This is a genomic window from Subtercola sp. Z020 (assembly GCF_002931235.1).
Classification (GTDB): Bacteria; Actinomycetota; Actinomycetes; order Actinomycetales; family Microbacteriaceae; genus Subtercola.
On the sequence record NZ_PSTT01000009.1, the window covers coordinates 17233 to 40095 of the forward strand.

The following is a 22863-nucleotide window of genomic DNA, read 5'->3' on the forward strand; positions in this document are numbered from 1 at the left end:
AGATGGATGCGCCGATGGATGATCGAACCGCCCTCACGCTGACCCTGACCGACCTCGTGCGCCGGGTTCCGGGCGTGACAGACGTGTACTCGTCGGTGCCCGTTCTGGTCGCGACCGTCTCGAAGCTCAGCCAGCTCGTCACCCGCCGGGATCTCGGGCCCGACCTCGTGACCCTGTCGGAGGTCGACGGGGAGCTCGTCGTCGCCGTCACGATCGGCGTGGGCGAGGGCCTCTCGGCGACGGAGGTGTGCCGCGAAGTCTACGACGCGATCGCCGAGCACCTCGCGGCCGGCACGGCCCCGCAGCCCGCGTCGATCGCTGTCACGGTCGGTCGAATCGGCTGACGCCCTCGCGCGTACGCAGGTCGCGCGGTGTCACGCCGTGCTGCGCGCGGAGGGCCGAACGCAGCTCCTTGATGCTGGAGAAACCGGTCATCGCGGCGATCTCGCCGAGGGGGAGCCCCCGGCCGGTCGGGTTGGCGAGAATGGTGGTCGCGGCTGCCACCCGGCGTCGCCGGATCGCGTCGGTGATCGTCGAGTTCTCGGCCGCGAAGGTGCGCTGCAGGTGCCGCAGCGAGATGTGCAGCCGAGCAGCGAGGGTGGAGGGCTCGAGCGCCGGGTCGGCGTGTTCCCTGTCGATGACTGCCATCGCCTGAGCCCAGAGCCCGGCGGCCAGGTCGACCGAGTCGGGGCGATAGCCCGCCTGCTCGTGGAAGAGCCCGGCGACGAGCTGGCTGAGCAGGGTGGCTGCCTGATGCCCGGCGGCGCTGCGTTCGCCCGCTGCGCTCGCGGCCGGGCCCCCGGCCGCGACGGTCGCCTCGTCGTTCTCCTCCATCAGCCCGAGAACGAATGCCAGTGCCGGGGCGACGAGCATCGCGGAGCCGTCGAAGAGCCCGAATCGCGGCTGGCCGTTCTCCGCGCCGAGCAGCGCGCGACGGGGCACGGAGACACGCGCGAGGCGCGAGGCGTGCAGGTTCTCGGCGTCGACCCGGGTCCAGCCGGGCATCCACCCCGCTGCGCCGCTCCCGAACGGCAGCACTCGGTTGCGCTCGCGCACCACGTAACCGCCCGAGAGCACGAAGAGGGCGGTGATGTAGTCGACGTCTCCGCTGGTGTCGTCGTTCGTCGGGCCGATGGCGCACGGAGTCTGGCGGATGTGCGAGACGACGATGTCGTCGAAGGTCCACCGCACACCGCGGGAGCGGAACCCCTCGCGGTCGTCGCAGGTCACCCGGCCGAAGGAGTGGGCGATCGCGTCAGGGCCCTGCCGCGACCATTCCGTGCGGGTGACGCCTCGGTGCTCCATACCTCTATCTCACCCGAAGGGGGGAGGCGGCGCAACTGTGAGAGCGCTTTCCTCAGACGGGGCAGTAGAGCTGGGTGCGCTCGCCCGTACGGTCGATCTCGTGCTCCGACATGGGTCGCCCGCACAGCGGGCAGGCGCCGGTCAGGGCCCGTTCGGCCTTCGACTCGGCAGACTCGCGGTCGATGGGGCCGAGCGGGGGCGGGCCGAGGTAGGGGAACAGCCGCGCATTCAGCCAGTTGCCGACGCCGCCGGCTTCTTTCAGCGTCGGTCTCTTGCGCTCGTCTCTCGCCATATCATTAGTGTACTAACGAATTGCGAGGAGTCGCCCATGACGACAGAGATCGACGAGCAGGCCCCGGCGGCCCCCGACCCGCTGGCTCTCGAGAACCAGGTCTGTTACGCGCTCGCGGTCGCCGCGCGCAACGTCGTCGCCCTGTACCGGCCCATTCTCGAACCCCTCGGTCTCACCCACCCCCAGTACCTCGTGATGCTCGCGCTCTGGGAGCAGAGCCCGCGATCGGTGCGCGGCCTCGCGTCGGCGCTCAGCCTCGAGCCCGCCACACTCTCGCCGCTGCTGAAACGGCTGGAGGCCGCAGGCCTGCTGACCCGCTCCCGCAGCGCATCCGACGAGCGGATGCTCGACGTGGCGCTCACCGAGAAGGGGCGCGTTCTGCGGGCGACGGCCGAGACGATCCCGCCCCGGGTGGCAGCGGCGCTCGACATGTCCGTGCCCGAGCTCCAGCAGTTGCGCGGGGTGCTGCACCGCGTGATCGCCGCGACGGTGGGGTAGTTTCAGCAGGTGCCCTGCTCCCCCCGGTTCCGCGCCGCAGCCGTGCCGGCGGGCATCCTGCTGCTCTATCTGGTTGCGGCGCTCACCACCCTGCACGCCTGGCAGAGCGCCGGGTTCACGCTGACCGGTGACGAGCCGCACTACCTCGTCATCGCCCGCGGCATCCTCGTCGACCACACCCTCGAGCAGACCGTGCCGTACCGGGAGGCCTTCGCACAGGGGCTCTTCTTCGGGGGCGTCAGCACCGAGCCACCGACCCCCGCGAACACGCACGCCTACCTCGGCCCGAACGGGCTCTTCAACATTCACAACGTCGGTCTGCCGCTGCTGATCGCGCTGCCCTACGGAGCGCTCGGCGTCGTCGGGGTGAAGGTTTTTCTCGTGCTGGTCGGCGGTGTCGCGCTGATTCTGCTGTGGAAGATCAGCGGGGTCTTCGTGCGCCCGGTGGAGGGTGGCCGTGCCGTTGTGGGACGAACCGTCGTCCGCGCGGTGACCGTCGGCGCTGTCGGGCTGGGGATGCCGCTGCTGCCGGGGGCCAACCAGGTCTTCCCCGACATTCCCGCGGGGGTGCTCTGCCTGGTCGGGCTCTACGGCGTGCTGACCGTGGTGCGCCGCCCGCCGGTGTGGAGGGAGGTGCTGACCGGGATCGCGGTGGGGTACCTCCCGCTGCTGCAGATCAAGTTCGCCCTGCCGGCGCTCGTTCTGGTGGTGGCGCTCGCCGTGGCGATCGTGCGCCGTGAGACGGCGGGTGCGCCGCCGCAGGGGGCGCAGCAGGAGCCACGCGGGGGACTTCGTGGCGCCGGCCTCCCGCGCGGGCTTCGGCGGGCCGCGGCTGTCGTCGTTCCGTTCGTGGTACTGCTCAGCATCCTCTTCGCCTACAACCTGTACGCCTTCTCGAACCTGACCGGCCCGTACGACTCGGGGGCCTTCGAGGTCGGGCCCGCTGCGCTGATGTCGTTCGCGGGGCTGGTGATCGACCAGAACCAGGGGCTGCTCTTCCAGAGCCCCATCGCGTTCGCCGGGGTCGTCGGCGCCGGGCTGATGTTCGCTCGCCGGCGGTCCTTCACCCTCGCCTGGGTGCTCGTGCTTCTGGCCCTGCTGGTGCCGAACGCCCTGCTCGCGAACGAGTACGGCGGGTACTCGCTGAACGGGCGGTTCCAGTGGCCGGCCGCGCTGGTCTTCGCCGTCGCGACGATCTTCGCGCTCGGGCGCCTCGCCGCGGCCCGCCCGGTGGCCTGGGCGGTGGTGTCGGCCGTCGGCCAGGCCGTCTCCGCCGGGTTCTGGGCCCTGCTGACCCTCTCGCCCACCTTCCTCGAGTTCGGTGGCCGTCTGCTCTACCGGCAGGATCCGCTGCCGTGGTTGCTCGAGTACAGCGTGTTCTACTTTCCGCTGCAGAACGCCCTCCCGGCGCTCTACGATCCCGTCTGGGCCGCGGGTTTTCCGCCCAACACCGTGTGGGCGGTGGTCGTGCTGGTGCTTCTTGTGGTCGGCTTCGCGCCGGGCATCCGTCGCCGCATGACACGCCGGCTCTGGATGCCCGTCGCCGCCACACTCGCGACCGCCGTTGTCGTGGCGGGCCTTGTGGCGAACCCACCGACGCCGCCGCGCGACTACCCGGTCTCGCAGCTCGTCGTTCTGCAGGGCTCCGCCGTGGCCGGCGGCGTCTCGGTTTCGCGGGCGTCGGGGCAGGAGCCCGGAACGGTGACGGAGGGGCCGATCACCCTCGTGCGTGCGGGCACCTACACGGTGTCGGTCACGTACCGGAGCGCTGCGCCGAGCTCCGTCGTCGTCGGCAGCTGGCAGGCGCTGCCCGCGCACGCCGACGCGACGCCGCCCGAAGTGCTGGCCGGAACGGGCGGGGAGGCGGTCACGGTGAGCCGGGTCGTCGAGCTGACGAACGTGGTGCCGGCCACGCTGCAGGTGCGCACGAGCTGGAACGGCGTGGCGCAGCTGACCGTGCTGGGGGCGACGTTCCGGCTCGACTGAGGGCGGCCGGGCGCGGCCGGGCGCGGCTAGCCCAGGCGCGCGCAGCGGATGCAGAGCTCGGCGAAGGGCCGGGCATCCAGTCGCTCGAAGCCGATCGGCTCGCCGCAGCGCACGCACACGCCGTAGCGGCCCGCGTCGATGCGGCCGAGCGCCGCGTCGACCGAGTGCGACCGGTTCTCGAGTTCGCCGGTGACCCCGGCGATGCGGGACCACTCCGACGACAGGGTGGGGCCCTCCGGGTCGTGCTCGTCGTCGACCGAGGCGTCACCGCGGGCCAGCCGCACCTCGGCGAGCGACCCCGACATGCGCCGCAGTTCAGCGTCGAGCGCCGAGCGCTGCCGCTGCAGGAGCTGCGTCAGGTGGCGCAGCTGGGCATCCGTGAGCCCGTCGGGATCAGGCGTTCTTCGCCGCCTGCAGCTCGGGGATCAGCTTCTCGAGGTAGGCGGCAGTGTCGTGCCAGCCCTCGACGGCGACGCACTCGACGCCGAGCACCTTCACCGGGTAGTCGTTGCCGTTCTCGTCGAGGCGATCGCCCACGAAGAGCATGTCGTCGAGCGGGATGCCCGTCAGCTCGGCGAGCTTGTTCATTCCGTAGGCCTTGTCGATGCCCTGGCGGGTGATGTCGACCGACGTCGACCCGCCGGCGCGAACCTCGAGGTCGGGCAGCTCGGCCTGCGCCGCCTCGCGGAGCGCGTTCTTCTTCTCGCCCGAGGCATCCCACGCCATCTTCGCCGCGACCGGCGCGGCCTGGCCGAGCGCCGAGAAGGTGATCTGCGAGCCGCGGTCTTCGAGGATGGGGCCCCAGGTCTCGGTCTCCCAGTAGCCGAGCTTCTTCGCGACGCGCTCGACGACCTCGAGGGCGCGCGACTTCTCGTCGTCGGTGAGGTTCTGGGCGTAGATCTGGTTCCACGCACCGTTCTGGTGCAGGTAGTACTGCGTGCCGCAGGTGGGCATGAGGTGCAGGTGCGCGAGCTGGGCGTCGGTCGCGTTCGTCAGGTTGTCGATCACCTGCATCTGGAACTGCGCGATCTGCCCGCCCGAGATGATGCAGACCTCCGTGACGTCGAGCAGCCGCGTGAGCAGCGCCGCCATCGCCGGGTCGAGCGGCGATTTCGAGGGGGCGAGAGTGTCGTCGAGGTCGAATGCCACCAGCCGGGGGGTTGTCGTCACGGGTGTTTCCTTCGGGGTCGGTGCGGGCGTTGTGTCGGCGCCGCACGTTCTGCGCGCGGCTGCGTCTCGGCGTCGCCCGCTATCGGGGCGCCGCTCCATGGTACCCGCGCGCCGCTGCGTGCCTCCGATAGAGGTCGTCTTCATTACTCACCAGGTCATGAGAACCTTTTCACTACGCGAAAGTAATGAGGGTAGACTCATTACCCGGAGGTACTGACATGGCACAGGGATACATCGAATCCCCGGCTGACCTGGGCAGGGTGGTCGCGGCTGTGCGCCGTGAGAACGGTCTGTCGCAGGATGCCCTGGCCGAACGACTGGGCGTCTCCCAGCGATACCTCTCCGAACTCGAACGTGGTCGAGCCAAGGTCTTCGATGCACGTTTCATCTCGGTGCTCGGGCAGCTCGGCATCCGTCTGATGGTCGAGACAGAGTGAACGACCAGCTCGAGCTGCACCTCTACGGAACGCATGTCGGTTCTCTCATTTCTCGTGCTTCCGACACGGTCGACTTCAGGGCATCCGACGCGGGCATCGAGCGCTTCGGCCTGAACTCGCGTGTACTGTCCGTCGGTCTTCCGCTGACGACGGTGCCGCAGGATGCCACGGCCTTCGTCGGCGGTCTGCTGCCCGAGGGTCGGGCGCTGGCCAATCTCCGTCGCCAGCTCGGTCCATCTGATCAGAGTCTCTTCGGCCTCATCCGGTTCGTCGGCCGAGACGTCGCCGGCGCCGTCACCTTCGGTGAGCCCCAGCCGGTGGCCGACCATGTCTACATCCCGCTCAGCGACGACGAGGTCGCTGCCCGGTTGGATGCCGCTGCAACGCTTCCGCTGGGTCGGTTGACCGGTGGAACCTCGTTGACCGGCTACCAGCGCAAGATCACGCTCGCCTACCGGAATGGACGATGGCACGATCGAGAAGGCGGCGCGGTGTCGACTCACATCCTGAAACCGGTCGAACCCGACAGGGAGAAGGCGATTCAGGCTGAGGGCTATGCGCTCGCGCTCGGACGGCGGCTGGGGCTTCTCTCCTACGACTCCTTCGTGACGGAGTTCGCAGGGCGGCCGACTCTCGTCATCGAACGCTACGACCGGGTGGTCAACGTAGACGGCGACATCTCACGCGTTCATCAGGAGGACGCAGCCCAGGCTCTCGGACTCGACTGGACCTCGGAGTACCTCAAGTTCGAACACGGCGAGGGTGTGACGAGGCATCGATCCATCGCTGCTCTGCTCCCCACGAGCCGGTCGATCTTCGATGATGCGACCCCCCAGCTCGACCAGCTGTTGCGGTATCTGACCTTCACCGTCGCCATCGGCAACACCGATGCGCATGCAAAGAACTATTCGCTGCTCCACAGCGCCGACGGCCGCACGACGCTCGCTCCTCTCTACGACGTGGCTCCGCATGCGCTCGGCTACGACAGCCAGCAGGCGCTCGCGATCTGGGTGAACGGCCGGCGGCGGTACGCCGAGGTGACTGTCGATGACCTTGTGTCGGAAGCGACCAGCTGGGGTGTACCGCCGGAACGAGCACGCGGCACCGTCGTCGACACGCTTCTCGGACTGGAATCCGCGGTGCTCTCCACAACGGCGCATGCATCGATCGAGCAGACGGTGCCGGGGTATGTTCTCGGCCAGACCTACAACCTGCTCGCTGGCCGCCCGGGCATGCTCGATCTGCCGCATCCGTTGGGGCTGCTGCAGCAGATCTCGCTTCCGAACAGGCCGGCCGGTTTGCCAGGGCCCCTGCACTAGGAACGGCGGGCCCGGCGGCGGGCCGGCGGGGTGCGGCGGCGGGGCGCGGGAATACCTGTAGGCGCAGGGAGTTGAACGTGTGTATGCCCGACTCCCTCGCCCCCGCCGACCTGTTCGCCCCCGCCGCCTTCGGAGCCCTCCGCCTCGACAACCGCCTCGTGATGGCCCCGCTCACCCGCATGCGCTCCGGCGCCGAGGGCATCCCCGGGCCGATCGTCGCCGAGCACTACGCCCAGCGCGCCTCCGCGGGCCTCATCGTGAGCGAGGGCACCTACCCCTCCTTCGCCGGCCACGCCTTCGTCGGGCAGCCGGGCCTCGTGACAGAGGAGCAGCTCGCCGGCTGGCGCGCCGTGACCGACGCCGTGCACGCGAACGGCGGCCAGATCGTCGCGCAGGTGATGCACGGCGGCCGCGCCACGCACGAACACATCTCCGGCCACGAGGTGGTCGCCCCCAGCGCCATCGCCATCCAGGCCGAGGTGCACACTCCCGAAGGCAAGGAGCCGTACCCGGTGCCGCGCGCCCTCCGCGACGACGAGCTGCCCGGCATCGTCGAGGAGTTCGTGACCGGCTCCCGCAACGCGATCGCGGCCGGCTTCGACGGCGTCGAGTTGCACGGCGCGAACGGCTACCTGCTGAACGAGTTCCTCTCCGAGTCGTCCAACCACCGCGAGGCCCCCTACGGCGGTTCGCCCGAGAACCGCGCCCGCCTCGTGATCGAGGTGGTGAGGGCGGTCGTCGACGCGATCGGCGCCGACCGCGTCGGCCTCCGCATCTCCCCCGAGCGGAACGCCCAGGACGTCTTCGACACCCCCGAAGATGCGGAAGCGACCTACGGCTACCTGATCGACCAGCTCGCGCCGCTCGGTCTGGCCTTCGTGAGCATCCTGCACCCCGACCCCTCCGGCGAACTGGTGCAGGGCCTCCGCACTCGCTTTGGCGGGCCCTTCCTGGTGAACTCGGGTTTCGAGAGCATCACCACGCGCGACGAGGCGCTGGCCTGGATGGCCGCCGGCCACAGCGACGCGGTCGTCGTCGGGCGGGCCTTTCTCGCGAACCCCGACCTGCCGCGGCGCTGGCGCGAGAACACGGCCCTCAACGAGCTCGTGCCCGCCACCATCTACGCCTCCGGCGCGGAGGGCTACACCGATTACCCGACACTCGAGCAGGTCGGCTGACGCCGGTCGGCTCCGGATGCCGGGGCCGACCTTCAGGGGAGCGGATGACGGGAATCGAACCCGCGCTATCAGCTTGGGAAGCTGAAGTTCTGCCATTGAACTACATCCGCACGTGCCGGAACCAGCGGATCCCGACATCCCCAGAATAGCAGTGAGCCCGGGCACCCCGCGCGACGGACCGCAGCCTTCCATCCGGTCGGCGACGAGTGTGGGCCCACGCCGGCGTCAGGCGGTACGGATGAGCTTCTTGTTGACGAACTCGTCTGCTCCGAGGTAGCCGAGTTCCCGGCCCATTCCGCTCCGCTTGACGCCGCCGAACGGCAGTTCTGGGCTGTCGGCGAGCACGAGATTCACGTAGACCATGCCCGCCTCGAGGCGGGTGGCGACGCGTTCGGCCTGGTCGGGGTCGGTGGTGAAGAGGTACGAGCCGAGTCCGAAGTCGGTTCCGTTCGCGATGCGCACGGCGTCGTTCTCGTCTGTGGCGCGGTAGACGGTCGCGACCGGGCCGAAGAACTCCTCACCCCAGGCATCCATCTCCGGGTCAACGTCTGTGAGCACGGTCGGTTCGAAGAATGCCCCGTTCCGGTTTCCGCCGAGTGCGAGATTCGCGCCCTGCGACACGGCCCGCCGCACCTGGGCTTCGAGACTATCGGCCGCCCCTTCGGAGGAGAGCGGCCCGAGAACGGCGTCGTCGGCGAGCGGGTCGACGGCGGCGTTCTCACTCATGCGGGCGGTGAAGCGAGCGAGGAAGTCGTCGTACAGATCGTCGATGATGATGAAGCGTTTCGCCCCGTTGCAGGACTGGCCGCTGTTGTCGAGGCGCGCATCGACGGCAGCCTGCACGACGGAGTCGAGGTCCCGGGTGGAGAGCAGAATGAAGGGGTCCGATCCGCCGAGCTCGAGGACGACCTTCTTCAGGTGCCGGCCGGCGACTTCTGCGACGGATGATCCCGCCCGTTCCGAGCCGGTCAGCGAGACGCCCTGCACCCGGCGATCGGCGACGATGTCTGCCGCCTGGGCGTTCGAGACGTACAGGTTGGTGTAGGCGCCGTCGGGGAACCCCGCGTCGTGGAAGATGTCTTCGATGGCAGCCGAGGAGGCCGGGCACTGGCGGGCGTGCTTCAGCAGGATCGTGTTGCCGTTCAGCAGGTTGGGGGCCGCGAAACGGGCGACCTGGTAGAACGGGAAGTTCCACGGCATGATCCCGAGAAGCGGCCCGAGAGCTGACCGTCGGATGACGGCCGATCCCTCGCCCTGGATGGTGAGGGGCTGGTCGGCGGTGATCTGCTCGGCGTTCTCGGCGTAGTAGTCGATGATGTCGGCGGCGAAGTCGACCTCGCCGAGAGCGCCCTCGCGGATCTTGCCCATCTCCTCGACGATCAGGTCGGCCAGGGCCTCGCGGCGCTCGCGGTGCAGTTCTGCGACCCGGCGGAGGAGGTTCGCGCGTTCAGCCGGGGTGGTCCCGGTGCTCCATTCGGTGAATGCGGCGTGCGCCGTGCTGACGGCCGCCTCGACCTGCGCGTCGCTCAGTTCGGGGTAGGTGGCTGTGGTCTTCCCGGTGGCGGGGTTGGTGACGGTGTACTCGGCCATGGTCACTCTGCTTTCGTCGAGGGGTGGAGGGTGGGGATGAGCAGTTGCCGCAGAGCAGCTCCGCTCGCGAGCAGGTTCATGCTGTTCTCGGCGTCTTCGAGGGGCAGTCGAGCGCTGATCAGCTCGTCGACGAGGAGTTCGCCCGCCATGTACTGATCGACGAGCCATGGGATGTCCCTGGCCGGCCGAATGCCACCGTAGTTGGATCCGATGATCCGCTGGTCGAGGTCGACCAGCGTCTGCGGCTCGAAGGTCGCGGTCGTGCCGGCACGCGGAATGCCGACGACGACCGCACTGCCGCCGATGTCGAGCAGACGGATGCACTGCTCGGTGACCTCCTTCTTGCCGATCGCGTCGAAGGCGAAGTCGACCCCGTCGGGGAGGATCTCCCGCACCGTCGCGACGACGTCTTCGCCGGGCGTCACGACGACGGCCGTGGTGGCTCCGACCCGCAGGGCGAGATCGGTCTTGTCCTGACGAACGTCGATGGCAATGATCTGGGATGCTCCGGCGAGCCGGGCACCCTGCACGATGGAGAGGCCCACCCCGCCGCATCCGATCACCGCCACGGTTGCACCCGAGGGCACCTGGGCGGTGTTCCTGACCGCGCCGACACCCGTGGCGATGGCGCAGCCGATGATGGAGATCGCTTCCAGCGGAGCGTCGTCTCTAACCTTGATCGCACCTGTCATGGGAACGATGGCCCGTTCGGCGAAGGCGGAGGTGCCGAGATAGTGGTGCACGGGCTGCCCGCCCTGACGGAGCCGGGTGGTGCCGTCGTTGAGGGTGCCACCGAGGGCGACGGTTCCGGCTGCGACTTCGCAGCGCACCTCGCGCCCTGCCCTGCAGTTGCGACAGCGACCACACGGAGCGACCCAGGAGAGCACGACGTGGTCGCCGACCTTCAGGTCTGTCACGCCTGGCCCGACCGCGCTGATCGTACCGCTGCCCTCGTGGCCCATCACGAGAGGTACGGGCAGATCCCAGTCACCCTGCCTCACATGGACGTCGCTGTGGCAGACGCCTGCTGCGGCTATCAGCACCTCGACCTCCTCCGGCCCCGGTGCGAGGAGGTCGACCTGTTCGACGGCTACGGGAGTGCCGCTGTCGCGGAAGACGACTGCTCTCATGCGGGGGTCACCTTGCTCTCTGGGGTGGATGGGGCTGCCTCGTCTGTCGCGGCGAGTGCCGCCAGATCGAGTTCCCGGGTGGCGAGCGCGTAGCTGGGGCCGGCCTGGCCGCGTGCGATCTGCCTCCGCAGGCGTGCCAGCCACCAGACACCAGCCAGCGCCATGGCGATGACGAACACGAGGGCGTTCGCCTGGAAGTCGGGGAGGAAGAGCAGAGCCGACATGACCGCACCGAAGACGACGATGCCGACGATGTAGAGCGGAACGCGGAGTCGGCCGAGATCGAAGGTGCCCCGTTCTGCAGCAGGGATCCTCTTCCTGGCGTTGGCGATCAGGAGGCCGATGGTGGTCAGCATGTAGACACCGAAGTAGCCGAGGGCCGACATCCCGATGATGTAGGAGAAGGTCTGTTCGTTCGCGAACGCCGACAGGAGAAGGAGCGCTGAGACCACGCCCGTCGCCCAGACGGCGGTGGTCGGCACCTTGTGCTTCTTCGAGACCCTCCTCAGGGTCTTGGAGCCGGGCAGCATGTTGTCCCGGCCGAGCGCGTAGACGAGCCGGGTCGCGACGAGCATGTTGGCCAGAACGCAGACGAGGATGTTCGTGAGAGCGACGGCGATGACGAGTTTCGAGAACCAGGGCGAGATCTGCTGCGCGAAGATGTCGGCGATGGGCGAGGCGCTGTCGGTCAGGGTGGCCGGGTCTTTGATGACGAGCAGGAAGACGACGTACATGAAGAACTCGATCACCGAAGCCACCCCGAGTGCGAGGAACATCGTGCGGGGAATGGTGCGGCGGGCATCCTTCGTCTCTTCGGCGATGTCTGCCGCCGCTTCCACACCGAGCAGACCGAAGATGCAGCCGAGGCTCGAGGTCAGCCACACCACGATGTAGGGCGACGGCAGAGCGCCGGCCGACCCGGTGCTGAACAGGAAGTCGATGCCCTGGTGCTCGTTGGAGACGAAGAAAGCGATGATCGCGATGAATGCCGTGGCGCCGAGAGTGACGACCAGTTCGAGCCCGACACCGATGTTGTTCAGTACGGTCGCGAGCTTCACGCCGTAGACATTGATCAGCACGCAGAGCAACACGATGGCCAGTGAGATCCAGATCTGGATCGGGGTCGTCATCTCGATGTCGAAGAGGCTGCCGACGTACCCCGCCATGACGAAGGCCACCCCCGTGAACCCGCTGATGAACCCGATTGCGCCGGAGAACCCGGTGAACCAGCCGAGGCTCGGGTTCACGAGCCGGCTGGTCCACTGGTAGGCGTAGCCGGAGAGCGGCAGTTTGCTGACCAGGTCTGCCGCGATGAGGGCCCAGACGAAGAAGACCACGACGGCGAGAGGGAACGTCCAGACGAAGGCCGGCCCCGCCGTGTTCAGCCCGAATCCGAAACCCGAGAAGACGGCCGTCGTCGCACTGATGACCGCGAATCCGAGGAAGAAGGATGACACGCCCCCGACGGAACGGCTCAGACGCTGTGTGTAGCCCAGTTCGCCGAGCCGATGGTCCTCATCCGAGTGAGTCATCCTCTGTCTCCTGTCCAAGAGTGTGTCTGTGGGTGTTGACTGCCGAGCTTAGGGAGCGCCCCGGTACAGGACAACCAAGGTGTTTGCGACAGGTGGTATCGTCTCACCCTATGGCTCTGTCGATCATCCAACTGCGTGTGTTCCTTGCGGCTGCGCGGGACGGGTCCTTCACGGCCGCGGCGGTCAGGCTCCATATGTCCCAGCCCACGGTCTCCGAGACGATCCGCCGGGTGGAACAGTCGTACGGCACCTCCCTGTTCGTCCGTGGATCCCGGCGGCTCATCCTCTCGCCGGCGGGGGAGGAACTGCTGCCGCTGGCCGAACAGACCGTCGGCTCTGCGGATGCGGCCGATCGCGCCCTCAAGGCGGTCACGGGGCTCCGCGGGGGAGTGGCGTCGATAGGGCTCCTCCGGAACGCGAAGCACTACGCGATGGCCGACCTGCTGACCTCTTTCCATCAGCGCTATCCGGATGTTCGCCTGCGGGTGGTGGGTGTGAACTCTGCGGATGTCGCGGATCTCGTTCGCGGCGGCGAGTTGGAGGCCGGTATCGTCGTGCTGCCGGTGGACACGAACGAGTTGGCCGTCACCCCGCTCACCCGGGACGAGGTCGTGTTCGTGACGTCCGACCCACAGCGGGCGACGGCCCCTGTCTCGATCGAGACGCTGGCCGCGACGAACCTGATCCTCTACGACGCGCACGCCGGTTGGCGGGATCCCACCCGCCGTCAGCTGGCGGAGCGCGCCCTGATCAAGGGGCTGACTCTGGAACCGCGGATCGAGGTCGAGCAGGTCGACGCCGCGCTCGACCTGGTTGCCGCGGGTGCCGGCGAGAGCTTCGTCTCGACAGCGGTGGCTGCGAGTGCCGCTGTTCCCGACGGGTTGTTCTTTGCTCCTTTCGAAGACCCGCTCTTCGACACCATCGCGTTGGTGCAGCGTGACGCTGCGGTGCTCTCGCCGGCCACACGCGAACTCATGCGGTTCGCCAGGGAGACGCTGGTCGGACTGGATCAGCCAGCAATCGCGCTGCCGGGCCGCGCGACCTGAGCGTCTGATCACCGGTCCATAGGTCTGGCCTATGGATCCCGGGGTCCAACTGGGTATTGTCCATTGCCAGATGCTGCGTTTGACTCCGACGTATGAAACTGAGTTCCCGCTTCATCCACGACCACGGCCATCTCTTCACCGTTCTGAAAGCGCCGGGTGTCGACGCACCTCCCGCCCAGCGCGACCCGGCGGTCATCGACACGGTCTCGCAGATGCTTCTGGATATCGAGAAGAACGGACTGGATGCCGTACGGCGATACGCCTCCGAACTCGACAGCTCGTACTCCGACTCGTTCGAGCTGGACCACGCCGCGATCGCGTCGAGCGGCGACCGTCTCTCGCCGCAGCTGAGAGAGGCCATCGAGGTGGGTTCGGAGCGCACCAAGGCGTTCGCGGGCCTGCAGCGCGAGCACCTCCACGACTTCGAAACGGAACTCTTTCCCGGCGTCACCGTCGGTCACCGCTACGTACCGGTCGCCCGAGTCGGCGCCTACCTGCCGGCCGGGCGCTTCCCGCTCACGGCGAGCGCATTCATGACCGTCGGCGTTGCAAAGGTCGCCGGGGTGTCCCTCGTCGTCGCCTGCACCCCGCCCGGGCCCGACGGGCGGGCCAATGATGCCGTGACGTACGCTGCGTCGCTGTCAGGGGTCGACCGACTGTTCGTGCTCGGCGGCGTGCAGGCGCTCGCGGCCATGGCCTTCGGTCTTCTCGGCGAGGCGCCGGTCGACATGTTGGTGGGTGCCGGCAACGCCTATGTCGCAGAGGCGAAACGCCAGCTCTTCGGCGCGACCTCGATCGACCTGCTCGCTGGGCCCTCGGAGGTGGCGGTGATCGCCGACGACACCGCCGACGCCGAGACGGTCGCTGCAGACCTGCTCGGTCAGGCCGAGCACGGACCCAACTCGCCCGCAGCCCTCGTGACGACATCCGAAGCGCTCGGCCGTGACGTGATCGCGGCCGCAGACCGCCAGCTGCAGACCCTTGCCACCCGTGGGATAGCGGGTCCTGCCTGGCGTGATTTCGGATCCGTCATCGTCGTGCAGACCCGCGAGGCCGCGGCGGCCGTGATGGACGAGTTCGCACCCGAGCACCTCGAGATACAGACCGCCGACGACGCCTGGTACCACGACACCCTCACCAACTACGGCTCCCTCTTCATCGGGGAGTGGAGCACCGTGGCGTACTCCGACAAGGGCATGGCCGGTACGAACCACGTTCTGCCGACGGCAGGGGGCGCGAAGCACAGTGCCGGGCTGTCGGTGTCCCGTTTCCTGAAGCCTCTGACCTACCAGCACGTCACCCGATCGGCCACCCCCACGCTCGCGACCGCGGTCAAGACGATCTCGCGGAGCGAGGGCATGGCAGCGCACGAGGCCACGGCAACCCTGCGCCTGGCTGCCTACGAGCACTGAGGGCCGCTGTCGAACCCCGCCGCCCGGGTCGCCTGGGTCTACGGCGTGGTGGTCAAGTAGACCGGCCCGCTGCATCGACCGCGTGGATAGGCGGTATTGCACATTCCCTCTTCCTCCTCACCCCGGGGAGCGATGAGGCTTCAGGGAGATTCGACAGTGATCTGAAGCGCTCAACGAAGAGAAATCAGGCATGTGCACATGACGAAAATCCCTGCCGCCCAGAGTCAGCACGAGGTCGCCGAAGCGGCCGACGCTCGGCTGATGACGAATGGCAAGCGCGCCGGAAAGCCGCAGGGGGTGGTTCTGCTCGCGGGCAGCTGCATGCCCGTGCTCGCTGCGACGCTCATCACCCCCGTACTTCCCTCGATGAGCGAGTACTTCGCCAGCACCCCGGGGGCGGCGGCCCTGGTCCCTCTGCTCATCGGGATTCCGGCGCTGGTGGTGGCCATCCTGGCGCCGTTCGCCGGGAGCATCGTCGACCGGTTCAACCGCCGCACCATCCTGCTGATCGGGCTCGTGCTCTACGCGCTCGTCGGCACGATGCCGCTCTACCTCGACTCCCTCTACGCCATAGCCGCGAGCCGTCTTGCCGTGGGTGTGGCCGAGGCGGCCATCATCACCTGTTGCACCACTCTTCTGGGCGACTACTTCGCCGGCCAGCGGCGGAACCGGTATTTCGGACTGCAAGCTGTCGTCACAGCTCTGGCGGCCACGGTCTTCTTCGCCCTCGGCGGTGCGCTCGGAGCCACCGGCTGGCGCACGCCGTTCTGGGTCTACGCAGGTTCCCTGATCATCTTCGCGTTCATGATCCCGTTGATCTCGCAGCCGGTCGGCGACGGCCGCGCCAGGAGTGAGCGAGTCGCTCTGCCCCCGATTCCCTGGGCGCGGATCGCGGGCCCCTGCATCGTGGCCGTCTTCGGCGGAATCGTCTTCTACGCGGTGATCGTTCAGCTCTCGTACGTGTTGACCGGCATCGGAGTCTCTGCCACAGCGATCATCGGCCTTGCCAGTGCGCTCGCCTCTCTCGCGACGGCAGCCGGCGCGATCTCCTTCCGGCGCCTGGCCCGGCTGCAGGCCAAACTGCTGCTTCCTCTGGGCTTCGTGCTGGCCGCGGTCGGGCTCGTGGTGATCTGGATCGCGGGCAGCTCCTTCGCGGCGGTTCTCATCGGTGCGATCGTCGCCAGTGCCGGAACGGGCATCCTGCTCCCCACCATGCTCACCTGGGCGGTCGCCGGCCTGAGCTTCGACGAGCGCGGTCGCGGTACCGGGCTGTGGCAGTCGGCGTTCTTTCTGGGCCAGTTCCTCTCGCCCCTCGCCGTGATCGCGTTGACCGGCATCGCAGGCGCGCTCCAGCCGGCGCTCGGCCTCCTCGGAGTCTTCAGCCTGCTGGTGGCGGCCGTCATCTTCGTCACCCTGCGAAACCGGTCGTCGACGGACTTCCTCAGGTAGGGTCTCCCCGCCCGGGTGTTCTCCGAACCCGGTCAGCTGATCTTCATCCCGAGGCCCGGCACGAACTCGAACCGCACCTCGGCGTCGTCGGGGAGAACGGCCCCGCTTCCCACGGTTGCGAGGTCGGAACGCTCGATCCGGCCGTTTCTGATGGGGAACGGTGCAGACTGCGTTGCATCCCGCATCGGGTTGTTGAGGGTGCACACTTCGACAAGCGGCATGCCGAGCGCGAATGCGGCGTGCGTGCTGTTCAGGAGCTGGATTCCGCTGCCCCATACGTGCGGGATGGAATCCACTCCCCGCCCCCTGGCTTCGGTCACGACGCGTGCGAACTGCGCATAACCGCCCACCATCCCCAGATCGGGCTGCACGATTCGTACGCCATCGATGTTCATCAGGTGGCCGAAGTCCTCGGCCACGCTGTAGCTCTCGACCCCTGACACCGGCACCTCGAGGGCAGCCGTGACGGCGGAGTAGCCCGCAATGTCTTCGGCAGCGCAGGGCTCCTCATACCAGTGGTAGGGCAGCGTGGACTGGAAGGCCCTTCCGACCTCGACTGCGTCTTCGATGCTCCACGGATGCGACGCGCAGCCCTGCACGAGGTCGAGTGCGACCTTCAGATCGCTGTCGAGGCGGGGTGCGATGTAGTCCATCAATTCGATGGTGGTCTGCGGATCCCGCATCGCCCTGATCTTGACAGTCGAGAATCCGGCATCCTGCTGCTCAGAGATCCAGCCGAAGACCTGCTCCGGCGTCACCCCCAGGCCGCCGCTCGCGTATCCGCCGATGGAGTCCGGCACCGCAAGCGGGTCTACGGCGAGGTGCTGCCACAGCGGGAGGCCGGCTTCCTTCGACTCTGCGTCGAGGCAGGCCATCTCGACTGCAGCGATGACGCCGGAGGCGATACCGCCGCGTGCCCAGAACCGGGTGTACGACCGCAGGTGGTCACCCACCGTCTTGGCGCTGAATTCCTCCTCGGGGATGTAGGGCAGGAGCGCGGTGAGCAATCCCGGTACGGCCTCGGCCGCCATCGTCGACTGGGAGACTTCACCCAGGCCGACGGCGCCCGACTCGGTCGTCACCTCGACGAGAGCGGTGTTCCATGCCCAGATTCGGCCACCGACCCATTCCAGCGGAGGGTCGTTGCGGTTGTCGTAGCTGAGCAGCACAGAGCGGATGGATGCGATCTTCATTCAGGGTCTCCTTTGACGAGAACGGGGCGAGCAAGTCAGTAGCAACGCGATTGGCAGGGCCAAGTTTGCTGTCGAGACGACTCTTCGACTCTAAAATGCCGGTTGCAAGCAATTTGGTCCAACCAAATGTGCCAAAGTCACGATTTACGGGGTACTGTGGGGTGACTAGTTTCCGAAGGAGTAAGCCCGTCATGACCCCTCCCCTGACCGACGAGACCCCGGCCCTCGACGCCGGTGTCACCTCCGCCCAGCTCTCCGACTCGCTCGACTCGATCGGGCTCCGGGATCGGGTCGTGGCTGCCACCGTGCAGTCGCAGACGCGCGGTGCCCGCATTGCCGGTGTTGCCAGAACGGTACGGTTCGAGCCGGAGACGAGGCCCGCCGTTGAAGCGTACGGCGATCCGCATCCCTACGACACGTTCATCGAGTTCATGGACGGCGTAGAGCCCGGTGAGGTCATCGTGGTCTCGACCGGTGGCGATCCCAGCACCGCGTACTGGGGGGAGCTCTTCTCCGCCGCCGCCATCGGGCGGGGCGGCGTCGGCGTCATCTGCGACAGTTTCACTCGGGACCGATCGAAGATCGACGCACTCCGATTCCCGGTGTTCTCGGCCGGCACGCGGCCCATCGACTTTCGCGCCCGAATGGTCATCACCGGCCACCAGGTTCCTGTCGTTTTCGGTGGTGTCAGAATCTCTCCCGGCGACCTCGTGCTCGGCGACGACGACGGTATCGTGGTCGCCCCCCTCGACCGCCTCGGCGAGGTGGTCGAGGTAGCCAATGCTCGGGCCGCGACAGAGTCTGCTGTGCTCGAAGAACTGCTCTCCGGCAGCACCATCGGCGAGGTCTGGAAGAAGTACCGAACTCTCTGAGCGGGCACGCCGCCCAGGACAACCCTCACGAAGATGGAGATGCGACGATGACGTCAGAGCACCCTGCACGGTCGGCGGGCGCCGACACGATCACCGGAATCGACATCCGGGTCTGCCGATCCGATGAGTCCGACGTGCGCGAGGCCGCGGCCCTGGCCGGCGGCACCCGGCCGCCGTTCATCGTGGTGACCATGACGACGGCCGACGGCACCACCGGTACCTCTTTCGGTTTCGCGACCCTGAACCCGCGGGCTGCCGGCGAGTCGATGGTGGCTCTGAAACAGTTCTTTCTGGGTCGGAATGTCTTCGATCGCGAGCGGGCAGCGTACGAGTTCCGGAGATTCGACCGCAGCTGGACGCTCTCGCCCCTCTACGCTTACGGGCCCTTCGACAACGCGAGCTGGGATGTGATCGGGAAGAAGGCGGGTGTCTCGGTTTCCCGCCTTCTCGGTCGTGCGCGCGACGAGGTGCCGGTCTATGTCAGCTCCATGTTCCTGCCGGGCGGGCGGGATGCGTACGTCGAGCAGGCGCTCGATGCGCAGGCCACAGGGTTTCGCGGCTACAAGATCCACCCCGCAGGCCGCGTGGCCGAAGACCTCGAGGTCTACGAGGCTGTTCGCGAAGCGGTCGGACCGGAGTTCACCCTGATGTGCGATCCTGTCGGAGCGTACAGCTACTCCGAGGCCGTCACGGTCGGCCGCACACTCGAGAGACTCGGTTTTCGCTGGTTCGAGGAACCGGTGCACGACATCGACTGGCACAGCCAGCAGAGCCTGGCACGCAGCCTCGACATCCCGATACTCGGCACGGAGACCTCGCCCGAAGCGCATCGCGGAACCTCCCAGGCCATCGCCTCGGGTGCCGTCGACATGGTGCGCGCCGATGTCTCGTGGCGTGGCGGCATCTCGGGAGTGATGAAGGTCGGCGCCCTGGCCGATTCGTTCGGCATGAACTGCGAGCTGCACACGTGCGTGTACCACGCGCTCGACCTGATCAACCTGCAGTGTGCATCGGCGATGATGAACTGCTCCTACCTCGAGCTGCTCTACCCACTGGCCGACAACGACTTCGGCCTGACGACGCCGATCGACATCGTCGACGGCATGGCGAGGGTGCCCGACAGGCCGGGCCTCGGCGTCGACTACGACTGGGACTTCATCGACAACAGCACGCTCACCATCCTGTGAGTACCGGTCGCGATCGGGGGCGGTCCTAGCCCGAGGCTTCGAGGTTCGACTCCCGGAGCGACCGCTCGACAGCGCCCACGTGTGCCGCTGCGGCAGCACTTGCGCGGGCGGGATCACGGTCGCGAATGGCGTGGTAGATCGACGAGTGGTCGCTGCGGGCGTCGAGGGGATACGCCGTGCTCCGGTACTGGCCGCCCGAGACCCTCAGACGGAACGTGGTGCTGTTCAGGGTCGAACCGAGTGCACTGAGTGCCGGGTTCCGCGCCGCCTCGTTGATGATCTGGTGGAAGCGGAGGTCGAGTTGCGCTGCTTCGTCGGTGCGCTGGGAGCCCGCGGCTTCGGGCGTTCCCGACATCGAATCGAGGCACTGCTCCAGTGCGGCCAGCTCCTCGTCGGTGATGCGCACACAGGCGAGGCTCGCCGCCTCGGCTTCGACGATGCGGCGGAGGGTCAGCAGATCGAGGAGTGTGGCAATCGGCGAGATCTCGATCATGAACGCCATGCTGTCGAGCAGCGAAGCCGGCGCGAGGTCACGCACGAAGGCGCCCGACCCGCGCTTGATCTCGATCACGCTCGACTGCGCGAGTGCGCCAAGCGCCTCACGGATGGTGTTGCGCGACACACCCATCTCGCTGGCCAGCTGTCGCTCAGGAGGGAGCCGGTCGCCGCTCTTCAAGCCGCGTTCCACGATCATCGCCTTGAGCTGCGCCACGACCAGTGTGACGGCAGAGCCTGCGTCAAGGGTGATGGGATCGGTCATCGTGCCGTGTCCTTCCGCCTCGCCGGGCAGTGGTGCGGCCCGAGGATGACGCCAGCTTAGTTCGACCCACCGGCAGCACCGGTCAGTTCAGAACCGGCACGGTGGGCTCGTCGCTGACGTGCTCGGCGATCTTCGGCACGATGACGAGATAGTTGACGGCGCCGGCGATGGCGATGGCTCCCGCAAGTACCAGGGCGACGACGAAGCTGCCTGTCGTGGCGACGATGGCACCCGTGACGATCGGTCCGAGGAACCCTGCGAGGTTGCCCGCGAAGTTCTGGATGCCCGCCAGCGAACCCACGTGGCGCTCGCTCGGTGCGAATTCTGCCGGGAACGTGCCGAGCGAGGGCCCGCCGATCAGCAGGGCTCCGTAGCTGATCGTCAACAGCACCAGCGCGGCGGCGGCAGACGGAGTGAAGGCGGCGAAGGCGATGAGGCTCGAGACGAGCATCCCGACCACGATGAAGCCCTTCCGCACGCGGTTGGTGCTCCACCCGCGACGGATGAACCGGTCCTGCAGGAAACCGCTCGTGAGTTCGGTGAGCACGGCGAAGATCCCTGGGATCGCTCCGAAGATGCCCAGCGTGAGCAGGCTGAATCCTCGCGCACTGACGAGATAGGAGGGAAACCAGGTGATGAAGAAGTAGGCCACATAGTTGAAGCAGAAGTACCCGATCATTAGGCCCCAGGTCGAGCGGCGGCGAAAGAGCTCGCGCCACTTGACGTCGCGCACGGCCTCGCCCACGCGGGTCTTGGTGGCGGAGACGGTGTCAGAGGCGATGTGGGCCAGTTCCGCCGCGTTGACCCGGCGGTGATCGCCCGGCCGACGGTACTCTGCGAGCCAACCGATCGCCCAGACCAGGGCCAGCGCGCCTGTGATGAGGAACGCCACGCGCCACCCGGCCCAGGCGATTATTCCGGCAACCAGGGGGAGGGTGATCACTCCGCCGACGCGCGCGCCGATGTCCCATGTGGCTGTAGCCGAACTCCGCTCGCGCCGCGGGAACCATTCGGCGGTCGCCTTGATGCACGAGGGATACTGCGTCGCCTCTCCGAGCCCGAGCAGGAATCGCAGCGCCACCAGTGCGCCGACTCCATTCACCGCGGCGGTCGCAAGCGTCGCGACTCCCCAGACGATCGCACCCACTCCGTAGACGAGCCGCGAACCGATCCTGTCGACAAGGACGCCGATGGGCAGCAGGAAGATCGCGTAGGCGAGAAAGAACCAGCCGAGCACAAGACCCTGCACAAGCGGGGAGATGTGCAGGTCTTGGCTCATGTAGGGCAGGGCGACACTGATCGTCGAGCGGTCGATGTTGGTGATCGCCACCCCGACCCCCGCCAGTATCGCTATCTGCCACCGAACGTTGGTGCGCTTCGCGCCGGGGGTCTTTGTTGTGCTCGCCATCAGGGTCTCCTCCTTGAGTCCATGCAGACAAATTCGGGACGGCTTTGCGCTATTGGCATGACCGATTTCCGATTTACCGATGACTTTAGCAACTGAGAGGGTCCTAGGCAAGCATTTGGTCCAACCAATAGACACTCAGTGACGACGTGGCGTCTCACCCCGGATCCCTTGAGGGAGAGGCGGCGGCGTGGCCGGCGCCTCTTCCGAGGTTCTGCTCGGTCATACGTAACATCGATACCATGGGGGAATGAGTGACGTCTTGGGGCAACCGCGGTCTGGCACGGTAGCTCGAACCCAGCGCGTCTCGACGCGGCTGGGCGTGGTCGTCGTGCACGACATCGTGGAATTGATCGTTACCGGCGAACTGGCTCCCGGTGCGAGCCTCCCTGTGGAGAGCGTTCTCTGCGAGGAGTTCGGGGTCAGCCGAACCGTCGTGCGGGAGTCGGTCAAACGCATCGAGGAGAAGGGTCTGCTCCGTGTGGAGCAGGGTCGCCGGGGAACGACGGTGGCGCCCGTCTCGCAGTGGAATCTCGCCGACCCGATCGTGCTGTCGTGCCTCATCGAGCACGACGATTCGTTCGGCATTCTGGACGACGTCGTCTTCGTGCGGGCCGCTCTCGAGAGCGACATGTCGTACCTCGCAGCACGCCGTGCGACAACCAGCGATGTTGCCGCGTTGATGGATGCTCTGGAGCAGATGCGCCTGGCGTCGAACGATGCGCAGGCCTTCGCCGAGCTGGACGCGACCTTCCACGACGTCATCATGGACGCTTCCCGGGTGCGTATCGCTCCGAGTATCTCCCGCTCGCTCGTGGGGCACGCGCTGCAGAGTGACCGCTACCGGGGCATCCCCGTCTCGGATGCGGTAGAGGCGACGCTCTCCGAGCACGAGCTCATCGCGCAGGCCATCGCGGCCGGTGATGCCGAGGGCGCACGGCAGGCGATGCGGGCGCACATCGAGGTCGCGTGGGCTCGCCGCCGCATGCCCACGGCGCCCCAGGCGGTTCCGCCCGCCGATCTGCAGTCCTCACCCAGCGCCAGGTAGCGCCCTCCGTCGGTCCCAGGCTGATGGCCGAGGCTTCTTTACGCCCAATGATCT

At 67.6% G+C, this 22863-nt stretch carries 22 protein-coding genes and 1 tRNA gene; 12 read left to right on the top strand and 11 right to left on the bottom strand.

What is annotated here, in order from left to right:
• Window positions 1-14 precede the first annotated feature (14 nt).
• On the top strand, window positions 15-344 hold the full coding sequence (locus C5B96_RS00995; RefSeq protein WP_146078057.1) for a hypothetical protein: 330 nt from the start codon (window positions 15-17) through the stop codon (window positions 342-344).
• Here C5B96_RS00995 and C5B96_RS01000 read toward each other — a convergent pair.
• Both C5B96_RS01000 and C5B96_RS01005 read right to left on the bottom strand, forming a co-directional pair.
• Window positions 322-1305, bottom strand: a complete 984-nt coding sequence (locus C5B96_RS01000) for a helix-turn-helix domain-containing protein (protein WP_104242066.1) — start codon at window positions 1303-1305, stop codon at window positions 322-324. The two genes, C5B96_RS00995 and C5B96_RS01000, sit on opposite strands and share 23 nt — an antisense overlap.
• Before the next feature lie 52 nt (window positions 1306-1357).
• The gene (locus C5B96_RS01005; protein ID WP_104242068.1) at window positions 1358-1597 is read right to left on the bottom strand and encodes a hypothetical protein; all 240 of its coding nucleotides are present in this window, start codon (window positions 1595-1597) and stop codon (window positions 1358-1360) included.
• Window positions 1598-1633: 36 nt separating this feature from the next.
• On the opposite strand from C5B96_RS01005, the gene C5B96_RS01010 reads away from it, so the two are divergent.
• Complete coding sequence (locus tag C5B96_RS01010) at window positions 1634-2095, top strand: MarR family winged helix-turn-helix transcriptional regulator (RefSeq protein ID WP_104242070.1); 462 nt, start codon at window positions 1634-1636, stop codon at window positions 2093-2095.
• A 9-nt stretch (window positions 2096-2104) separates the two neighbouring features.
• Window positions 2105-4081: a hypothetical protein gene (locus C5B96_RS01015; protein WP_104242072.1), complete on the top strand. Its 1977-nt coding sequence runs from the start codon at window positions 2105-2107 to the stop codon at window positions 4079-4081.
• A gap of 26 nt (window positions 4082-4107) precedes the next feature.
• On the opposite strand, the gene C5B96_RS01020 is transcribed toward C5B96_RS01015, so the two are convergent.
• On the bottom strand, window positions 4108-4386 hold the full coding sequence (locus tag C5B96_RS01020) for a TraR/DksA family transcriptional regulator (RefSeq protein ID WP_104242074.1): 279 nt from the start codon (window positions 4384-4386) through the stop codon (window positions 4108-4110).
• Between the two features lie 88 nt (window positions 4387-4474).
• Entirely contained in the window at window positions 4475-5251 is a 777-nt protein-coding gene (locus C5B96_RS01025; RefSeq protein WP_233188910.1) for an HAD-IIB family hydrolase, read from the bottom strand.
• Between the two features lie 218 nt (window positions 5252-5469).
• Here C5B96_RS01025 and C5B96_RS01030 point away from each other — a divergent pair, with 218 nt between their 5' ends.
• From C5B96_RS01030 to C5B96_RS01040, 3 genes are all read left to right on the top strand, one after another.
• Entirely contained in the window at window positions 5470-5688 is a 219-nt protein-coding gene (locus C5B96_RS01030) for a helix-turn-helix domain-containing protein (protein WP_158507091.1), read from the top strand.
• Window positions 5685-7007: a HipA domain-containing protein gene (locus tag C5B96_RS01035; protein ID WP_104242080.1), complete on the top strand. Its 1323-nt coding sequence runs from the start codon at window positions 5685-5687 to the stop codon at window positions 7005-7007. Before C5B96_RS01030 ends, C5B96_RS01035 begins: the two co-directional genes overlap by 4 nt.
• 83 nt (window positions 7008-7090) lie before the next feature.
• A complete protein-coding gene (locus tag C5B96_RS01040) occupies window positions 7091-8185 on the top strand; it encodes an alkene reductase (RefSeq protein ID WP_104242082.1) in 1095 nt (364 codons plus the stop codon).
• Window positions 8186-8224: 39 nt separating this feature from the next.
• Here the strand turns inward: C5B96_RS01040 and C5B96_RS01045 are convergent.
• From C5B96_RS01045 to C5B96_RS01060, 4 genes are all read right to left on the bottom strand, one after another.
• Window positions 8225-8295, bottom strand: a tRNA-Gly gene (locus C5B96_RS01045).
• A gap of 115 nt (window positions 8296-8410) precedes the next feature.
• Window positions 8411-9775, bottom strand: a complete 1365-nt coding sequence (locus tag C5B96_RS01050; RefSeq protein WP_104242084.1) for an NAD-dependent succinate-semialdehyde dehydrogenase — start codon at window positions 9773-9775, stop codon at window positions 8411-8413.
• A 2-nt stretch (window positions 9776-9777) separates the two neighbouring features.
• Window positions 9778-10905 (bottom strand): Zn-dependent alcohol dehydrogenase, encoded by a 1128-nt coding sequence (locus tag C5B96_RS01055; protein ID WP_104242086.1) that lies wholly within the window; start codon window positions 10903-10905, stop codon window positions 9778-9780.
• Entirely contained in the window at window positions 10902-12362 is a 1461-nt protein-coding gene (locus C5B96_RS01060; protein ID WP_199176513.1) for an APC family permease, read from the bottom strand. The genes C5B96_RS01055 and C5B96_RS01060 overlap by 4 nt, the downstream gene beginning before the upstream one ends.
• Before the next feature lie 185 nt (window positions 12363-12547).
• Between C5B96_RS01060 and C5B96_RS01065 the strand changes: the two genes are divergently transcribed.
• From C5B96_RS01065 to C5B96_RS01075, 3 genes are all read left to right on the top strand, one after another.
• The gene (locus C5B96_RS01065; RefSeq protein WP_104242090.1) at window positions 12548-13483 is read left to right on the top strand and encodes a LysR family transcriptional regulator; all 936 of its coding nucleotides are present in this window, start codon (window positions 12548-12550) and stop codon (window positions 13481-13483) included.
• Between the two features lie 92 nt (window positions 13484-13575).
• Window positions 13576-14895, top strand: a complete 1320-nt coding sequence (gene hisD / locus C5B96_RS01070) for a histidinol dehydrogenase (protein WP_104242092.1) — start codon at window positions 13576-13578, stop codon at window positions 14893-14895.
• Between the two features lie 198 nt (window positions 14896-15093).
• Entirely contained in the window at window positions 15094-16344 is a 1251-nt protein-coding gene (locus tag C5B96_RS01075) for an MFS transporter (RefSeq protein ID WP_233188911.1), read from the top strand.
• A gap of 32 nt (window positions 16345-16376) precedes the next feature.
• Here C5B96_RS01075 and C5B96_RS01080 read toward each other — a convergent pair whose 3' ends face one another.
• On the bottom strand, window positions 16377-17537 hold the full coding sequence (locus C5B96_RS01080; protein ID WP_104242094.1) for an enolase C-terminal domain-like protein: 1161 nt from the start codon (window positions 17535-17537) through the stop codon (window positions 16377-16379).
• A gap of 191 nt (window positions 17538-17728) precedes the next feature.
• On the opposite strand from C5B96_RS01080, the gene C5B96_RS01085 reads away from it, so the two are divergent.
• Both C5B96_RS01085 and C5B96_RS01090 read left to right on the top strand, forming a co-directional pair.
• Window positions 17729-18409, top strand: a complete 681-nt coding sequence (locus tag C5B96_RS01085; RefSeq protein WP_158507092.1) for an RraA family protein — start codon at window positions 17729-17731, stop codon at window positions 18407-18409.
• A 47-nt stretch (window positions 18410-18456) separates the two neighbouring features.
• Window positions 18457-19596, top strand: a complete 1140-nt coding sequence (locus C5B96_RS01090; RefSeq protein WP_104242096.1) for an enolase C-terminal domain-like protein — start codon at window positions 18457-18459, stop codon at window positions 19594-19596.
• A gap of 25 nt (window positions 19597-19621) precedes the next feature.
• On the opposite strand, the gene C5B96_RS01095 is transcribed toward C5B96_RS01090, so the two are convergent.
• Together C5B96_RS01095 and C5B96_RS01100 are read right to left on the bottom strand one after the other, a co-directional pair.
• A complete protein-coding gene (locus tag C5B96_RS01095) occupies window positions 19622-20356 on the bottom strand; it encodes a FadR/GntR family transcriptional regulator (protein WP_104242098.1) in 735 nt (244 codons plus the stop codon).
• 82 nt (window positions 20357-20438) lie between these two features.
• Window positions 20439-21764, bottom strand: a complete 1326-nt coding sequence (locus C5B96_RS01100) for an MFS transporter (RefSeq protein WP_104242100.1) — start codon at window positions 21762-21764, stop codon at window positions 20439-20441.
• Window positions 21765-22011: 247 nt separating this feature from the next.
• On the opposite strand from C5B96_RS01100, the gene C5B96_RS01105 reads away from it, so the two are divergent.
• Window positions 22012-22809, top strand: a complete 798-nt coding sequence (locus C5B96_RS01105; protein WP_104242102.1) for a FadR/GntR family transcriptional regulator — start codon at window positions 22012-22014, stop codon at window positions 22807-22809.
• The last annotated feature ends 54 nt before the right edge of the window (window positions 22810-22863 follow it).

What these genes read in the sequence shown, in the direction of transcription:
- C5B96_RS00995 (WP_146078057.1), top strand. Translation starts at nt 15, where the DNA reads ATGGATGATCGAACCGCCCTCACGCTGACCCTGACCGACCTCGTGCGC.
- C5B96_RS01000 (WP_104242066.1), bottom strand. Translation starts at nt 1,305, where the DNA reads ATGGAGCACCGAGGCGTCACCCGCACGGAATGGTCGCGGCAGGGCCCT.
- C5B96_RS01005 (WP_104242068.1), bottom strand. Translation starts at nt 1,597, where the DNA reads ATGGCGAGAGACGAGCGCAAGAGACCGACGCTGAAAGAAGCCGGCGGC.
- C5B96_RS01010 (WP_104242070.1), top strand. Translation starts at nt 1,634, where the DNA reads ATGACGACAGAGATCGACGAGCAGGCCCCGGCGGCCCCCGACCCGCTG.
- C5B96_RS01020 (WP_104242074.1), bottom strand. Translation starts at nt 4,386, where the DNA reads ATGTCGGGGTCGCTCGCCGAGGTGCGGCTGGCCCGCGGTGACGCCTCG.
- C5B96_RS01030 (WP_158507091.1), top strand. Translation starts at nt 5,470, where the DNA reads ATGGCACAGGGATACATCGAATCCCCGGCTGACCTGGGCAGGGTGGTC.
- C5B96_RS01040 (WP_104242082.1), top strand. Translation starts at nt 7,091, where the DNA reads ATGCCCGACTCCCTCGCCCCCGCCGACCTGTTCGCCCCCGCCGCCTTC.
- C5B96_RS01050 (WP_104242084.1), bottom strand. Translation starts at nt 9,775, where the DNA reads ATGGCCGAGTACACCGTCACCAACCCCGCCACCGGGAAGACCACAGCC.
- C5B96_RS01055 (WP_104242086.1), bottom strand. Translation starts at nt 10,905, where the DNA reads ATGAGAGCAGTCGTCTTCCGCGACAGCGGCACTCCCGTAGCCGTCGAA.
- C5B96_RS01065 (WP_104242090.1), top strand. Translation starts at nt 12,548, where the DNA reads ATGGCTCTGTCGATCATCCAACTGCGTGTGTTCCTTGCGGCTGCGCGG.
- hisD (WP_104242092.1), top strand. Translation starts at nt 13,576, where the DNA reads ATGAAACTGAGTTCCCGCTTCATCCACGACCACGGCCATCTCTTCACC.
- C5B96_RS01075 (WP_233188911.1), top strand. Translation starts at nt 15,094, where the DNA reads ATGACGAAAATCCCTGCCGCCCAGAGTCAGCACGAGGTCGCCGAAGCG.
- C5B96_RS01080 (WP_104242094.1), bottom strand. Translation starts at nt 17,537, where the DNA reads ATGAAGATCGCATCCATCCGCTCTGTGCTGCTCAGCTACGACAACCGC.
- C5B96_RS01085 (WP_158507092.1), top strand. Translation starts at nt 17,729, where the DNA reads ATGACCCCTCCCCTGACCGACGAGACCCCGGCCCTCGACGCCGGTGTC.
- C5B96_RS01090 (WP_104242096.1), top strand. Translation starts at nt 18,457, where the DNA reads ATGACGTCAGAGCACCCTGCACGGTCGGCGGGCGCCGACACGATCACC.
- C5B96_RS01095 (WP_104242098.1), bottom strand. Translation starts at nt 20,356, where the DNA reads ATGACCGATCCCATCACCCTTGACGCAGGCTCTGCCGTCACACTGGTC.
- C5B96_RS01100 (WP_104242100.1), bottom strand. Translation starts at nt 21,764, where the DNA reads ATGGCGAGCACAACAAAGACCCCCGGCGCGAAGCGCACCAACGTTCGG.
- C5B96_RS01105 (WP_104242102.1), top strand. Translation starts at nt 22,012, where the DNA reads ATGAGTGACGTCTTGGGGCAACCGCGGTCTGGCACGGTAGCTCGAACC.